The organism is Vogesella lacus, assembly GCF_979366295.1.
In genome coordinates this window covers 216,684-232,030 of record NZ_CEETQT010000008.1, presented here as the reverse complement: position 1 = coordinate 232,030, position 15,347 = coordinate 216,684, and the positions used below count along the sequence as shown (strand labels likewise).

General features: G+C 59.9%; 15 protein-coding genes and 1 rRNA gene. 6 read left to right on the top strand and 10 right to left on the bottom strand.

From position 1 onward, the window contains the following. Positions 1-5 precede the first annotated feature (5 nt). From rrf to mpl, 3 genes are all read left to right on the top strand, one after another. A 5S ribosomal RNA gene (gene rrf / locus ACZ9W6_RS12270) occupies positions 6-119 on the top strand. Positions 120-418: 299 nt separating this feature from the next. Beyond that, positions 419-1,813 carry a sodium:proton antiporter gene (locus ACZ9W6_RS12265; RefSeq protein ID WP_465191447.1) on the top strand — a complete coding sequence of 465 codons (1,395 nt, stop codon included), beginning with the start codon at positions 419-421 and terminating at the stop codon, positions 1,811-1,813. A gap of 95 nt (positions 1,814-1,908) precedes the next feature. Further along, positions 1,909-3,285, top strand: a complete 1,377-nt coding sequence (gene mpl / locus ACZ9W6_RS12260) for a UDP-N-acetylmuramate:L-alanyl-gamma-D-glutamyl-meso-diaminopimelate ligase (RefSeq protein WP_465191446.1) — start codon at positions 1,909-1,911, stop codon at positions 3,283-3,285. Here mpl and ACZ9W6_RS12255 read toward each other — a convergent pair. From ACZ9W6_RS12255 to ACZ9W6_RS12225, 7 genes are all read right to left on the bottom strand, one after another. Beyond that, positions 3,274-5,157, bottom strand: coding sequence for a sensor domain-containing diguanylate cyclase (locus ACZ9W6_RS12255; protein ID WP_465191445.1), 1,884 nt, complete (start codon positions 5,155-5,157; stop codon positions 3,274-3,276). The genes mpl and ACZ9W6_RS12255 overlap by 12 nt on opposite strands. Further along, positions 5,154-5,663, bottom strand: coding sequence for a PilZ domain-containing protein (locus tag ACZ9W6_RS12250; protein WP_465191444.1), 510 nt, complete (start codon positions 5,661-5,663; stop codon positions 5,154-5,156). The genes ACZ9W6_RS12255 and ACZ9W6_RS12250 overlap by 4 nt, the downstream gene beginning before the upstream one ends. Positions 5,664-5,672: 9 nt before the next feature. Continuing rightward, the gene (gene serB / locus ACZ9W6_RS12245) at positions 5,673-6,527 is read right to left on the bottom strand and encodes a phosphoserine phosphatase SerB (RefSeq protein WP_465191443.1); all 855 of its coding nucleotides are present in this window, start codon (positions 6,525-6,527) and stop codon (positions 5,673-5,675) included. 46 nt (positions 6,528-6,573) lie between these two features. After that, positions 6,574-7,020: a DoxX family protein gene (locus ACZ9W6_RS12240; protein ID WP_465191442.1), complete on the bottom strand. Its 447-nt coding sequence runs from the start codon at positions 7,018-7,020 to the stop codon at positions 6,574-6,576. Continuing rightward, positions 7,017-7,757 carry an HvfC/BufC family peptide modification chaperone gene (locus ACZ9W6_RS12235; RefSeq protein WP_465191441.1) on the bottom strand — a complete coding sequence of 247 codons (741 nt, stop codon included), beginning with the start codon at positions 7,755-7,757 and terminating at the stop codon, positions 7,017-7,019. The genes ACZ9W6_RS12240 and ACZ9W6_RS12235 overlap by 4 nt, the downstream gene beginning before the upstream one ends. Continuing rightward, positions 7,750-8,589, bottom strand: a complete 840-nt coding sequence (gene bufB, locus ACZ9W6_RS12230) for an MNIO family bufferin maturase (RefSeq protein ID WP_465191440.1) — start codon at positions 8,587-8,589, stop codon at positions 7,750-7,752. Before bufB ends, ACZ9W6_RS12235 begins: the two co-directional genes overlap by 8 nt. A 61-nt stretch (positions 8,590-8,650) precedes the next feature. After that, positions 8,651-8,905: a BufA1 family periplasmic bufferin-type metallophore gene (locus ACZ9W6_RS12225; protein ID WP_465191439.1), complete on the bottom strand. Its 255-nt coding sequence runs from the start codon at positions 8,903-8,905 to the stop codon at positions 8,651-8,653. A 333-nt stretch (positions 8,906-9,238) separates the two neighbouring features. On the opposite strand from ACZ9W6_RS12225, the gene ACZ9W6_RS12220 reads away from it, so the two are divergent. Then, entirely contained in the window at positions 9,239-11,902 is a 2,664-nt protein-coding gene (locus ACZ9W6_RS12220) for a cation-translocating P-type ATPase (protein WP_465191438.1), read from the top strand. A 44-nt stretch (positions 11,903-11,946) separates the two neighbouring features. Here ACZ9W6_RS12220 and guaA read toward each other — a convergent pair whose 3' ends face one another. Genes guaA through smpB form a run of 3 tightly spaced genes read right to left on the bottom strand, consistent with a single transcriptional unit; the run spans position 11,947 to position 14,379 of the window. Continuing rightward, positions 11,947-13,524, bottom strand: coding sequence for a glutamine-hydrolyzing GMP synthase (guaA, locus tag ACZ9W6_RS12215; RefSeq protein WP_465191437.1), 1,578 nt, complete (start codon positions 13,522-13,524; stop codon positions 11,947-11,949). Between the two features lie 49 nt (positions 13,525-13,573). Continuing rightward, a complete protein-coding gene (locus ACZ9W6_RS12210) occupies positions 13,574-13,930 on the bottom strand; it encodes a hypothetical protein (RefSeq protein WP_465191436.1) in 357 nt (118 codons plus the stop codon). Beyond that, positions 13,927-14,379 (bottom strand): SsrA-binding protein SmpB, encoded by a 453-nt coding sequence (gene smpB, locus ACZ9W6_RS12205; protein ID WP_465191435.1) that lies wholly within the window; start codon positions 14,377-14,379, stop codon positions 13,927-13,929. The genes ACZ9W6_RS12210 and smpB overlap by 4 nt, the downstream gene beginning before the upstream one ends. Before the next feature lie 131 nt (positions 14,380-14,510). On the opposite strand from smpB, the gene ACZ9W6_RS12200 reads away from it, so the two are divergent. Further along, positions 14,511-14,948, top strand: a complete 438-nt coding sequence (locus ACZ9W6_RS12200; protein WP_465191434.1) for a type II toxin-antitoxin system RatA family toxin — start codon at positions 14,511-14,513, stop codon at positions 14,946-14,948. Beyond that, on the top strand, positions 14,941-15,258 hold the full coding sequence (locus ACZ9W6_RS12195) for an RnfH family protein (protein WP_465191433.1): 318 nt from the start codon (positions 14,941-14,943) through the stop codon (positions 15,256-15,258). The genes ACZ9W6_RS12200 and ACZ9W6_RS12195 overlap by 8 nt, the downstream gene beginning before the upstream one ends. The last annotated feature ends 89 nt before the right edge of the window (positions 15,259-15,347 follow it).

The window sequence follows — 15,347 nt, the reverse complement described above, 5'->3', positions numbered from 1 at the left end:
TAATGTCTGGTGGCCATAGCGAGGTGGTCCCACGCCTTCCCATTCCGAACAGGACCGTGAAACGCCTTAGCGCCGATGATAGTGCAGATTGCCTGTGTGAAAGTAGGACACCGCCAGACTCCCCCACAGAAGCCCGACTCCATGAGTCGGGCTTTGTGCTTTGTGCCGGACGGTACACGGCCATTCTCCGCACAAAGAGATGCCGACCGGCATCTGTCCCACAAGATCCACTCCATACTAGACCTGACACCCGCTTTGTGGCCAACCTTGGCAACAATACTGCATGCTAATGCTGCAGTGTTCGTCTAAAAGTGATAAAAGTTAGTGAATTTTTTCGTATAAAAGTAGTCTCTAAAAAGACCACTTGAATACACATCACTCTTTGTCGAGTGCTGATGAAACTAACTTGGGAGAAATTATGACCCGTGTGTTTGCATTAATGTCCATGCTCGCGGCGCCTGCGGTTGCCAATGCGGCAGCCTTGGACGGTGCAACCTTGAGCCTGCTGTGGGGAGTGCCATTTGCGGGCATTCTCTTGTCCATTGCCTTGTTTCCAATTTTTGCACCGGGCTTTTGGCATCATCATTTTGGCAAAATCACCGCCGTCTGGACGGCACTGTTCCTGATCCCGTTCACGCTGGTTTTTGGCGCGGGTGTATCGGCGGGGCTAGTTGTACATGCCATGCTGGCAGAGTTCATTCCCTTTGTTGTCTTGCTGTTTGCCTTGTATACCGTTTCGGGCGGGATTCTGGTTTCCGGTAACCTGCATGGCTCGCCGGCATTGAATACCGGCTTGCTGGCCTTGGGTACCGTGCTGGCTTCCATCATGGGAACGACCGGTGCGGCGATGTTGCTGATTCGTCCCCTGATCAAGGCAAACGATAACCGCGTGCATAATGTCCACGTTGTGGTGTTCTTTATTTTCCTGGTTGCCAATATTGGTGGTGGTCTGACGCCACTGGGTGATCCGCCTCTGTTTCTGGGCTTTCTGAAGGGCGTGGACTTCTCGTGGACCATCACCGCCATGGCTATGCCTGTTGTCATGCTGGCCGTGATTCTTCTGGTGATGTTCTATGCGGTTGACAGCTATTTCTTCCGTAAAGAGGGTGTAAAGCCGATTGATGCCACACCGGATTCTCCTGTGCGCGTCACCGGTCTGCGTAACCTGCCACTGCTGGGCGCCGTGATTGCGGCCGTGCTGATGTCGGGTACATGGAAGCCTGGCATTGTGTTTGATGTGATGGGTACGCCGGTTGCCTTGCAGAATATCGTACGTGACGTGCTGCTGATCGCGATTGCGATGGTTTCGTTGAAGGTGACACCCAAGTCGATTCGTGAAGGTAACGAGTTCAACTGGGATCCGATGCTGGAAGTCGGCAAGTTGTTTGCCGGTATCTTTATCACCATTGGTCCGGTACTGGCGGTATTGCAGGCGGGCGAGAACGGTGCTCTGGCCTCGCTGGTGAAGCTGGTGACGCTGGAAAATGGCGAGCCGAATAATGTGATGTACTTCTGGCTGACCGGTATCCTGTCCAGCTTCCTGGATAATGCGCCGACTTATCTCGTGTTCTTCAATCTGGCATCCGGTGATGCCCAAGTATTGATGAAGGAGATGGCTCCGACGTTGCTGGCTATCTCCATGGGTGCGGTGTTCATGGGTGCCAATACCTATATCGGTAATGCGCCTAACTTCATGGTCAAGGCGATTGCCCAGCAGCGTGGTATCGAGATGCCTAGCTTCTTTGGCTATATGGCCTGGTCCTTCGGTATCCTGTTGCCGCTGTTTGTTCTGGTAACACTGGTGATGCTGTAACACGCTGACCTTGCCAGCCGGGGCCGTCCTTGTGACGGCCCTTTTTCATATGAAATCCGGTATCCTCCACACTTTGCATTCAGGCAGAGTGAGTCATGCATATTCATATTCTGGGGATCTGTGGCACCTTCATGGGGGGTATTGCGGCCATTGCCAAGGCAGCCGGCCACAAGGTGACGGGCTGTGATGCCAATGTGTATCCACCGATGAGTACCCAGCTCGAAGCGATGGGCATCGAGCTGATCAGTGGTTTTGATGCCGAGCAGACCAGCCTGAATCCTGATGTCTACGTAATCGGCAATGTGGTAACCCGTGGCAAGCCGCTGATGGAGGCCATTCTTGATCAAGGCTTGCCTTATATTTCTGGCCCGCAGTGGCTGGCAGAGAATGTCCTGCAGGATAAGTGGGTGCTGGCCGTGGCCGGTACACATGGCAAGACGACAACCAGCTCGATGCTGGCATGGATTCTGGAGTATGCCGGTCTGGCGCCAGGCTTCCTGATCGGTGGTATCCCCGAAAACTTCGGCATCTCGGCCCGCTTGCCTGGTGCGCCACGGCAAGATGCGGCCAGCACCAGCCCTTTCTTCGTCATTGAGGCCGATGAATACGATACGGCCTTCTTCGACAAGCGCAGCAAGTTTGTTCACTATCGCCCACGCACTTGCGTGCTGAACAACCTCGAGTTTGATCACGCCGATATTTTCAGCGATCTGGCGGCCATCGAGACCCAGTTCCATCACCTGCTGCGTACCGTGCCATCCAATGGCCTAGTGGTGGCCAATGGCAGCCAGGAGAGCCTGCAGCGCGTGATAGCACGTGGATGCTGGACGCCTGTCGAGCAGTTTGCGGGCGATGAAGGCTGGGCTGCTGGTCCGGCTACCACCGATGGCAGTTTTGATGTTATGTTCAATGGCGAACAGCTAGGCCATCTGCAGTGGCAGATTCTGGGCGAGCACAATCGCCACAACGCGCTGGCTGCCATTGCTGCAGCCCGTCATGTCGGCGTGACACCTGAGATCGCGATTGCGGCATTAGCAGAGTTTGCCAGCGTGAAGCGCCGCATGGAAATCAAAGGCGTGGCACAGGATGTGACGGTGTACGACGACTTTGCCCATCACCCGACAGCCATTGCGACCACGGTGGCCGGTTTGCGTCACAAGGTTGGCCGCAATCGTATTCTGGCGGTGCTTGAGCCGCGTTCCAACACCATGAAGCTGGGGGCGATGAAAGAGGCCCTGCCAGGCTCACTGCAAGATGCTGATCTGGTGTTCTGCTATGCGGCCAACCTTGGCTGGTCGCCGGCCGAGGCGCTGCAAAGCTTGGGTGACAAGGCGCAATGCCATGACGATCTGGAGGTGCTGGTTGCGGCTATCGTGAATGAGGCCAAAGCTGGCGACCAGATTCTGGTCATGAGTAATGGCGGCTTTGGTGGCATCCACCAGAAACTGCTGGATGCCTTGTCACAGCGCTGATGGCTGAGTGCCGGGCTCCTGGTGGCTTTCTACCCGATTGCGACCATGAGCCTTGGCCGCATACATGGCCTGGTCGGCACACTTGAGCAGCCTGTCCAGGTCGAGCGCATTTTGTGGCGTGCTGCTGGCGATGCCGGCCGAGAAGGTAATGCTAAGCGTATGCTGCTCGGTCTGGCATGACTTGTTTTCCAGTTCGCTGCGAATGCGGTCAATCAGTACATGAGCCTCTTGCTGGCTGGTATCCGGCAGGATGACGGCAAACTCTTCGCCACCCATGCGGCCAGGCATGGCGACGACCGGCAAGGCTGTAGCCAGATGTCTGGCGAAGAAGATCAGGACGGCATCGCCTGCCGGGTGGCCGAAGCGGTCATTGATCTGCTTGAAATGATCTAGGTCGATCAACGCCATGCTGATGGTGCTGCCATCGATCCTGGCCTTGTCCAGGCACTTGCCGGCATAGCTCATGAAGTGGCGACGGTTGGGCAGGGCGGTCAGCTCGTCGGTGGTGGCGCGCTGATATAGTTCGTGCTGGGTGGCCTGCAGCTGGGCCAGCGCCCGTTCGGTGGCCAGCTTCTCGTCCTGCAGCCTTTGCGCGTGGGCGATTCTTTCCGAAATATCAATCAGGCTGACGGCAATTGCGTGTCGCTCGCGAAACTGCATATAGCGCATCGAGGTCATGCTCCAGCACAGCTTCTCGTTGCGGCTCTTCAGCTGAGCCTCGCGATCGGTCACGATCTGCTGCTCTTGCAGCACGGCCAGCAACTCGTGACAGCGAGCACTATGGACAAACAGCTCGGGTAGCGGCTGTTGTTGCAGCAACTGTCGTGACATGCCGGTCATGCGCGCGGCGACGTCATTGCAGGTCAGGATGGATAAGTCCGAGCTGTCGACGATCAACACGCCGACTTGTACGGTTTCAATCAGGGTTTGCTGGTCGCGCTGTTCGTCGATCAGCTTGCGCATTTTCTCGCGCAGGCTGGTATTGGTCAGCGACAGCATCTGTTGCATATGGGCAAGCTGCTGATGCTCATCGCTTTGTCTTTTCAGCAGACGACTGACACGGGTCATGAAAAGCAGCAGCAGCGCAGTCAGCAGCATGCTGGTAGCCAGCGTGCCCAGGGTAAAGGCATTGAAGGAGCGGATGATGTGCTGGCCATGCAGCTGCATCGCCAGCTGCAGATTGACCTGATTCAATCGGATGTACTGGAAGGCCGAAAAGTCAGAGTCGCCATGGCTGTCGGCGTGTGGATTGCCGGCCAGGATGTTGCGGTTTTCGTCGGTAATGGCAATCGCCGGGTGTTGCGCCAGCAAATCCTCATCCAGTAGCTGGCTGAGCATGACAAAGCCGGTCAGTGCACTCGGACAATGACTGTCATTGCACTCCATCACCACGACTTGCAGCCACTCGCTATGTTTGCCGCTTGCGCTGCGGTTGGCCGGATAGATCTGCAGGCGGTTGGCATCGGGGCCAACCTGCAGCAGTTGCCGGACATTTTCGATGGCAGCGGTGTCAAGAGGCTGGGCTTGGCCGTGTTGTTGCAGCACTTTGTCGGCACTGACTTGCCACAGCAGACCATCGCGCAGCTGGCTCAGCTCTGTCGCGCTTCGCGACAGGCCGCTACTGCCCTGGCTGAATAAGGAAATATCCTTGACCAGGGTGCGCAGGCTGAAGTCAACCGCACGCTGTGCCTGCTGCAGCCAGTGTTGCTGATCGGTCTGCTGCTCGATGCGCAGCAGGTTTTGCCGATGACGCAACGCTTCGGCGGTGCCGCCCCACAGCACCACGATCAGGGTAATGGCAAGCAGCCACGCCAGCTGCAGGGTGCGCTGGCTATGTGTACTGCTGCTGTTCGGAAGGGGTGTTTCGATCACGATGATTGGCGGCTTGCATGGATTTGTTGACGGTGCTGCTGGAAGACCCACTTTTCCCAGTTTTGCAAGGCGATGTCGTCTTGCCAAGTACAAAGTTGTGCACTGCAGATAATCTGTTGCCCGACAGTGATTGCGCTGCTTACGGTGACAGGCAGACGCAGCACCGGCAAGGGGCTGTTCAGGTGCAGTTGCAGCTGGCCGCGTTGTCCGACTGGCAGAGCCTGGCTGGCTTGCCAGGCAATCGATTCCAGCCCGATGCGGCAGCCGGTCTTCTCGGCAGGCGCGGGGAAGCGGTTGTTCAGTGCATAGTTGAGCAGCAGATCCAGCTTGGCCTCCAGCCTTTGCAGCTGGGGACTATTGCTGTCTCCGGCATCCGCCACCGCCATCGCATGCAATAGCAGTGTGGCTTCGTGCTGGGCTTGCAGCCAGTCGCTGTCGCTATGGATGTCCGACCAGGCAAGCGGCAGCGACAGATCCGCCGAGACGGTGGCAAGTGGGGGCAGCATTGCCGGCTACTAGCGGAACAGCTGGCGTACGCCGTCCAGCCCGCTGTAAGTAATGCGATAGCTGGCCTGGGCGCGTACCAGCGGCTTGGCGTGAACGGCCACACCAAAGCCGGCTTCGGCCAGCATCAGCAAATCATTGGCCCCGTCGCCCATCGCAATAACCTGATCCGGGCGCAAGCCCAGTGCCTCGCGGGTGTCGATCAGCAGACGCTGTTTGGCCGCGGCATCCACAATGTCGCCCTTGACCCGGCCGGTCAGCTTGCCATCGGCAATTTCCAGCTCGTTGGCAAAGGTGTAATCCAGCCCCAGCTGCTGTTTCAGTCTTTCGGTGAAGAAGGTAAAACCGCCGGAAACCAGCATGAACTTCACGCCGTGTGCCTTGCAATCGGCCAGCAGGCTGTCGGCCCCGGCCATCAGTTGCAGGCGTTCTTCGTAGACGCGAGCAAGAGCAGACTCCGGCAGGCCAGCCAGCAAGGCGACCCGTGCGCGCAGCGATTCGGAAAAATCCAGCTCGCCACGCATCGAACGGGCGGTAATCGCCGCGACTTCGGCTTTCAGGCCCTGCATATCGGCGATTTCATCGATGCATTCGATGGTAATCAGCGTGGAGTCCATATCGGAAACCAAAAGGCCGATGTCGGCAAACAGCTTGCTGTCGTCGACCAGATTGGCATCAGTCTGCAGTGCGTCGGCGCGTACCTGCAGTTGTTCGTGCTGACAGCCGCTGCCGATGCGCAGGCGTACCACGTTGGCCGCGACATTTTCGATTGCACCCTGGCCATCGGCCAGTCGGTAAAGTTCTTGCACGGCGGCATCGCTGAGGCCTGGGGCCTGCAGCACCAGGGTAGTGGCAGCTGTCATCATTTCGGTTTCATAGGCTGGAAGTATTTGGCATGCCGATTATGCCATGTCAGCGCAAGATGCGGCGCACCAGCAGCGGGTCTGCGGCCAACCTTCCCATGCCGAACGCGATCAGGCAGAACAGCATCAGCCCCCACTGGTAATGAAAGTCGAGCGCCGTGCCCTCCAGCGCGGCATAGCTGATTACCGCGACGGCGTTAAGCACAAACAGCCCCAGCGCGGCAAAGCGGCCGGCCAGGCCCAGCACCAGCAAGACCGGCAGGGCGAGCTCGGCTGCGGTAGCCAGCAGGGCAGCGATGGCCGGTGGCAGGATGGGCACATGGTATTCCTCGGTAAACAGGAAGACCGTGGTTTCCCAGTCGGCTATCTTGGTCAGGCCGGATTTGAAAAACACCATGGCCAGCCACAGGCGCAGCGCCAGCAAGGCGAGGTCCTGCAGGGGGGGCGAGAACTGTGTGCATAGCGCGTGGCTGCGACGTATCAGGTTTTTCATCATGATTCCTTGCGGTAGAGCCAGCCTTGCTGCAGCGCTTGCAGCAGCAGGGGCTGGAAGTCGAAAGCGGCGTCGATGGCCAGCGCAGCATCCAGTGCGGCCAACAGCGTATGGCCTTGTTGCAGGGCGGCCAGCCAGGCGTAGGCGGCGGCTGACAGTGTTTCGTAGCGCATCTCACCGTCGTCACGCCAGATCAGCAGCCACTCGTCTTGCGCCAGGGTGAAGTCGGCCGGGCCGTTGTCACGATGCAGGCGGTAGATGGCAGACAGCGCCCATGGGCTGTGCAGCAGCGTCGAGGACGGCAGCGGCGACAATGTCAGTTCCAGCCATTGCTCCGGCGCGATACTGGCAAGTTCGGCCAGACTGAACGGTGCCAGGTTGGCCGCATAATAGCCACGGTGCCATGCCCACTCCCAACGGGCGACATCCGGCAGATACGGCCATGGCTGCGTATGCGGAAAGCTGGTGAGAAAGTCGGCCAGCGTCGCGCCGTATTCGTGCACATTGCCGCTGCGCGACGGGGTGGCGCGCACATATTCGCGGCAGACGGCCTCGAAGAAATCCTTGCCCAGCAACTCGCCCAACAGCGGGTAGACCTGTTGCAGTAGTGCCATCAGGCCGACCCGGTAGTTATTGCGATACACCGCCAATGGGTTGGCCGCAAAACGCGGGTCATTCTCCCAGTCTGGCGTGGTGATGGCATCAAGCAGACTTTGCTGCCAGCGGGTGGCATCAGACATCGCACACCTCCATGATCTGGTTAGCCTTGGCGGCCTCGGCTTGAAGTACGGCCAGTGGCGGAATGTCGATATCCCACTCGATCAGGGTTGGCCGCGGGCCGAAGCGGGCAATCGCCTCGCGATACAGCGCCCACACACCATCGTGCACTGCCTGGCTGTGGGTATCGACCAAGAGCTGGCTGCCGTCGGCAAACTGGCGGGTCGAGTAGCCGGCAAGGTGAATTTCGCCTATCGCGTCTGCCGGCAAGGCAGCCAGAAAAGCGCTGCAGTCCTCCCCCAGATTGATGTGATTGACGTAGAGATTGTTGATATCCAGCAAGAGGCCGCAGCCGGTCTGGCGATGCAGCTCGGCCAGAAACTCGGCCTCGCTCATCTCGTTATGCGGGTAGGCCAGATAGCTGGACAGGTTTTCGATCAGGATGGGGCGCTGCAGTGCCTGCTGCACCGCGTCGATATTGCGGCCAACCTGGGCCAGCAGCTCGCGCGTATAGGGAATCGGCAGCAAGTCATTGGCGAAACGCTGCGTGATGTCGTGATTGAAGGACAAATGCTCTGAAACCAGCGCCGGGGAGATGTCTCGATGCAGCGCGGCAATCGCGGCCAGGTGTGCCGGGTCCGGCTCGGCGGCCGAACCCAGGCCCAGACCGACGCCATGCAGCGATAGCGGATAGTGTTCGGCCAGCGTGTGCAGCATGGCCAGCGGCTGGCCGCCGGCGATGAAGTTTTCGCTGTGGACTTCGATCCAGCCAAGCGGCGGGCGCTCGGTCAGTACTTCGGCGTAGTGCGGATGACGCAGGCCGATGCCGCAGCGCAAGGGGACAGGCAGGCTCATGAGGAATCTTTCGCGCGAATGAAAAACGGGGCCGTAGCCCCGTGACGGTCGATGAGGCGAATTACTTCTTCATCATCGGCTCGAGCGTGCCACCCATGGACTTGCAGGTGCCGGCCGCAACGTACTTCCACTCGGATGGGTCTTTGTCTACCTTGGACTGGCCGGCACAGCTATGGCCGTTGGCCGCACAGTCGTTTTTGCCGGCTGCGGCTACGCCGTAGCATTTTTCCTTGGCGGCAGCGACGGCCGGTGCGGCGGCGCTCAGTGCAACCGCGGCAGTGAGGGCGGACAACAGCAAGGTCTTGGATGCGTTCATGGTTGATCTCCTGATTCGATATTGTGGTTTAGCTAACATGCCTGATTGCATGTTACGACCCTTGGTCGCAGTGTGCTGGCGACTTCTTACAGTGCAAACAGAAAAATTTCGAGTAATTGTAAGGGGCGACGGCAAGCCTGTTGGTGTGGCCTTTGCAGCGGCTTGCTTGATGATGCGCAATAAAGTCGATGGAACGCTTGCCGGCATCATTTGTCTGCCACTTGTCATGGTGTGGGCCGGCAGGAGTAGACTGTCGGCTGTAGCATTTTGCATGCGAAATCGTGGCGATGCCGCCATGAAAGCAAGAGAGGACAGGCAGTGGAAGGCAGGCAGATGGCGCAGGAAAAAACAGGAGTGGCAGATGACAGTCATGCCATGCCGGCAGAGTCGGTGTTGGCGCGACTGGCTAGCGAGGCGGCGGGGCTGGATGCGGCCAACGCGCGCCAGCGTTTGCTTGCGCATGGCGAGAATGTGCTGGCCAGCCGGCCATCCCGCCCCGCCTGGCTGAAGTTTGTCGACCAGTTTCGCAATGTGCTGGTGCTGGTGTTGCTGGCGGCGGCGGTGCTGGCCGGCGTGGTCGGCGATATCAAGGACTCGGTGGTGATCGTCATCGTGGTATTGCTGAATGCCACACTGGGCTTTGTGCAGGAGCATCGCGCCGAGGCAGCACTGGCGGCGCTCAAGGGCATGCTGGCGCCGCAGGCACGGGTGCGGCGCGGTGGTGAGGTGCAGCTAGTGGCGGCCAGCGAGCTGGTGCCGGGCGATATCCTGCTGCTGGAGGCGGGCGATCGCATTCCGGCCGATGCGCGTGTATTGCTGGCGGTGTCGGCCGAAGTCGCCGAGGCGGCGCTGACCGGCGAGTCGCACGCCGTGGCCAAGCAGGCCGGCAGCGTGGCGGCCGATAGCGTGCTGGCCGAGCGTTTTTGCATGCTGTACATGAATACCGTGGTGACGCGTGGCCGGCTGGAGGCGGTGGTAACCGCCACCGGCATGCAGACCGAAATGGGCCGGCTGGCCGGCCTGCTGGCCGAGGCGGCCGAATCTGCCACGCCGCTGCAGATCCAGCTCGATGCGCTGGGCAAGCGGCTGGCACTGATTGCCGCGCTGGTGGTTGGTATCATCTTTGTGGTTGGCATCGCGCGTGGCGATGACTTGGTGCAGACCATCATGACCGCGATCGCACTGGCGGTAGCGGCGATTCCGGAGGGCTTGCCGGCGGTGGTGACGGTGACGCTGGCTCTGGGCATGCATCGCATGGCCGGGCGCAATGCCATTGTGAAAAGGTTGGCCGCAGTCGAGACGCTGGGTTGCACCACGGTGATCTGCTCGGACAAGACCGGCACGCTGACGCTGAACCAGATGACGGCGCGCAAGCTCTATTATTGCGGCCAACCTTTCCGTGTCAGCGGCGAGGGGTACGACGAGGGCGGCGAAATTATCGCGGCGACGGCGCTGGCGGGCGGTGTCGATTTTAGCCCGCTGCAGTTGGCCGCTACCTTGTGTAGCGATGCGCGCTTGCAGAATGGCGAGCTGATCGGTGATCCGACCGAAGGTGCTTTGCTGGCGCTGGCGGCCAAAACCGGTTTGCCTGCGGCCAATATGCCGCGTCTGGCCGAGATTCCGTTTGATTCGGCGCACAAATTCATGGCGACCTTTCATGCCGAAGGCGATGGCGTGCGAATCTGGCTGAAGGGCGCGCCGGATGTGCTGCTGGCACGGGCGACGGCCAGCCTGCAGCCGGATGGTGTCGCGCCGCTGGATGAAGCGCAGCGTGCTGCCTTTGTCGCCGAGAACCAGGCCATGGCCGGCGAGGCGATGCGTGTGCTGGCGCTGGCGACCCGGCTGCTGACACGCGCCGAATTCGAGGCCGCGACCGATCTGACTGTGTTTGCCGAGCAGCTGGTGTTGCTGGGGCTGATCGGCATCATCGACCCGCCACGGCCGGAGGCGCGCGAGGCGATTGCGCAGTGCCATCGTGCCGGCATCGCGGTGAAGATGATTACCGGCGATCACGCGGCAACCGCCGCTGCCATCGCGCGCGATCTGGGCCTGACAGGCGAAGTGCACGAAGGGCGCGAGCTGGATGGCCTTGACGAGGCCAGCCTGGCCGCGATGGTGGCGCGCACGGCGGTGTTTGCCCGCGTGTCACCGACGCACAAGCTGCAAATCGTCGCCGCTCTGCGCCAGCAGGGCGAGGTGGTGGCGATGACCGGCGATGGTGTCAACGATGCGCCGGCGCTGAAAACCGCCGACATCGGCGTGGCGATGGGCATTACTGGTACCGAGGTCAGCAAGGAGGCGGCGACGCTGGTGCTGACTGACGACAACTTCGCCAGCATCGTCGGCGCGGTACGCGAGGGGCGCACGATTTACGACAATATCGTCAAGTTCGTGCGCTTTCAGCTGTCGACCAATATCGGCGCGATCCTGACGGTGCTCGGCGCGCCGCTGTTCGGCTTCCCGACGCCGTTCACGGCGATTCAGATCTTGTGGGTCAACATCATCATGGATGGCCCGCCGGCGATGACGCTGGGGGTCGAGCAGGCGCGGCCCGGCATCATGCAGGACAAACCGCGGGCGGCCAACAGCAATATCCTGACCGGCCAGCGCCTGCTGCGCTTGCTGGCTTATGGCGCGACGATGGCGGCGGCAACGTTGGCCGCATACGGGCTGGGGCAGGCTCAGGGTGAGGCCTACGCACTGACCATGGCTTTCACCACTTTTGTGTTGTGCCAGTTCTTCAATATCTTCAATGCGCGCGCCGAGCATGGCAGCGCATTCAACAGCCAGTTCTTTGCCAACGGCAAGTTGTGGCTGGCGCTGCTGGGTGTGGTCGGTCTGCAGGTGCTGGTGGTGCACTGGGCACCGGCGCAGGCGGTGTTTGATACCGTGGACTTGCAGGCACAAGGCTGGTTGACGGCCGCGGGGCTGGCCAGTAGCGTGCTGCTGCTGGATGAAGCGAGGAAGTTGCTGCAGCGCCTGTTGATGCGCGGCTAAAGAAAAATGGCCAGCTAAGCTGGCCATTTTTCATGGGCGGGGGATTATTCCCACTCGATCGTCGCTGGCGGCTTGCCGCTTACATCGTAGACCACGCGGTTGATGCCGCGTACTTCGTTGATGATGCGGTTGGATACCTTGCCCAGCAGGCTGTACGGCAGCTCGGCCCAGTGTGCGGTCATGAAGTCGCTGGTGATCACGGCGCGCAGTGCCACGACATAGTCGTAAGTGCGGCCATCGCCCATCACGCCGACGGATTTTACCGGCAGGAACACGGCGAAAGCCTGGCTGGTCAGCTCGTACCAGTTCTTGCCGGTTTTCTCGTCCACGGTGTTACGCAGCTCTTCGATGAAGATGGCATCGGCACGACGCAGCAGGTCGGCGTAGTCCATTTTCACTTCGCCAAGGATGCGCACGCCCAAGCCTGGGCCCGGGAAGGGGTGACGATAAACCATATCGTGCGGCAGGCCCAGCGCCACGCCCAGCTGGCGGACTTCGTCCTTGAACAGGTCGCGCAGTGGCTCCAAGAGCTTGAGGTCCATGTCTTCCGGCAGGCCGCCCACATTGTGGTGGCTCTTGATCGCATGGGCTTTCTTGGTCTTGGCACCGGCCGATTCGATCACGTCCGGATAGATGGTGCCTTGTGCCAGCCACTTGGCATTGGTCAGCTTGCCGGATTCCTGCTGGAACACCTCGACGAATTCGGCGCCGATGATCTTGCGCTTCTTCTCCGGATCGGATTCGCCAGCCAGCTTGCTCATGAACTGTTCGGAAGCATCAACACGGATCACTTTCACGCCCATATTGCGCGCGAACATCTCCATCACCATATCGCCTTCGTTCAGGCGCAACAGACCGTGGTCAACGAAGACGCAGGTCAGCTGGCTACCGATGGCGCGGTGGATCAGCGCCGCAGCAACGGAAGAATCCACACCGCCGGACAGGCCGAGGATGACTTCTTCGTCACCCACCTGTTCGCGGATTTTCTGGATCGCTTCTTCGATGTAGTTCGGCATGGTCCACGACGGCTTGGCACCGGCGATGTACAGCACGAAGCGGTGCAGCATTTCGGTGCCGCGCTTGGTGTGAGTCACTTCCGGATGGAACTGCACGGCGTAGAAACCGCGAGCCTCGTCGGCCATTGCGGCGATCGGGCAGGACGGAGTTTCGGCAATCACGTTGAAGCCGGCCGGCATGGCGGTAACCTTGTCGCCGTGGCTCATCCACACGTCGAGGAAGCCGTTGCCGGCGTCGTCTACGCGATCCTGCAGGCCTTCCAGCAGCTTGGAGTGATGGCGTGCCTGGATTTCGGCGTAGCCGAATTCGCGCTTGTCACCGGCCTCGACCTTGCCGCCCAGGCTTTGCGCCATGAACTGCATGCCGTAGCAAATACCCAGTACCGGTACACCCAGGGTGAACAGGGCAGGGTCGGCCTGGTAATCGGATTCGTACACCGAATTGGGGCCACCGGACAGGATGATGGCTTTCGGGTTGAAGGCACGGATCTCGTCTATGGGCATGTCGAACGGGTGCAGTTCGCAGTAGACATGCGCTTCACGTACACGGCGGGCGATCAGCTGGCTGACCTGGGAGCCGAAATCGAGGATGAGGATTTTGTCCATGACTTTCCTTGAGGGTAAACACCGGCGGTGGCCGGCAATGCAAATTCGTTCAGTAGCGGTCCGGCTCGTTTTCGGCGAGTGGCGGACGGCGTCGTTGCAGCGGGATGCGGTCGCTGCGGGCGATCAGCATCAGTATGCCCAGCAGCACCATGCCCAGCGACAGACCGTGACTCAGCCGCAGCACGTCTTCGTCCAGCAGGTAAACACAGGCACCGGCATAAACCAGCATCGGGCTGGAGACGATGGATGACTTGGTTATACCATCGAGCAAAAGCAAAACCACCCCGCTAATGGCCAGCAAAATGGCGAGCAGGGTGGTGGTGTCGGGCAGGAGATTGCTCGATTTGAGAAACCAGAGCAGGCCCAGGGTAATCAGGACCAGCGGCAGGGCGGCACCGGGCTTCATGCTTGCCCTTTGTCGCGGATCAGGCGCTGCTTTTCACGCTGCCATTCGCGTTCTTTTTCGCTCTGGCGCTTGTCGTGCTGCTTCTTGCCTTTGGCCAGGCCGATATCGGCCTTCACGCGACCTTTGCTGAAGTGCAGGTTCAGCGCCACCATGGTGTAGCCGGCACGCTCGACCTTGCCGATCAGACGGTTGGTTTCTTCCTGCTTGAGCAGCAGTTTGCGGTCACGCGTCGGATCGGGGTGAATATGGGTAGAGGCGGATTGCAATGCGGTAATATGGCAGCCAACGAGGTAGAATGCCCCGCTGCGGAACATCACATAGCTTTCCTTGAGCTGTACACGGCCGGCGCGAATGGATTTGACTTCCCAGCCTTCCAGTACCAGACCGGCTTCGAGTTTTTCCTCGATGAAATAATCGTGAAAGGCTTTGCGGTTATCGATGATGCTCATGTCGTGGCAGAACCAGGCAAGTGCGGTAAACCGCGCATTCTACCAGAAGACAGGAATAAGCCAAAGTGGCGTAAATTCATGACCTTGCTGCGGCCAACCTTGCAGCAGGGCGAACGGACAAGATTCAAAGCATGCAAGTTGTGGAAAAAAGCGTCCTGGTGGCGCATACGCCGGAGCAGATGTTCCGGTTGGTGGATGAGGTCAGCCATTACCCGCGCTTCCTGCCCTGGTGCGCGCGTGCCGAAGAGCACAGCCGTGAAGGGGCGCAGCTGGTGGCCAGCCTGCACATCGATTACCTGAAAGTGAAGCAGCACTTCACTACCCGCAATATCAATACCGAGCCGAGTGAAATCCTGATGGAGCTGGTGGATGGGCCGTTCGAGAGTCTGCAAGGGCGTTGGCACTTTCATCCGCTTGGCGATTTCGGCTGCAAGATCGAGTTCCGCCTGACTTACCAGTTTTCCAGCCGCATTCTCGAGACGCTGATCGGCCCGGTTTTCGGCCACATTTCCGGTACGCTGGTTGACGCCTTCATCAAGGAGGCAGACAGGGTTTACGGCGATGACTGAGTGGCTGGATATCGAGGTCGCCTACGCGCGGCCCGACAAGCAGTTGATACTTTCATGTCGGGTGCCGCAGGGTACGACGGCCGCCGAGGCGGTGAGCTTGTCGGGTATCAGTGGGCACTTTTCTGAAATCAGTGAGCAGCCGCTCAAGCTCGGCATTTTCGGCAAGGCGGTGGCTGATAGCCAAGTTCTGCGCCAGCAGGACAGGGTCGAGATTTATCGTCCGCTGATTGCCGACCCGAAAGCTGTGCGTCGTCAGCGCGCCGAAGCCGGCAAAGCGATGAAAAAGGGTGGTGGTGCCGATCTGGCTTGATGCATCAGGCTTGACGGTGTGATGCCGGCCTGACGGCTAGGTGGTATTGGCAGGGGCGAGTGGGTCTGCTTTGCGGCCAACGTTAGCAG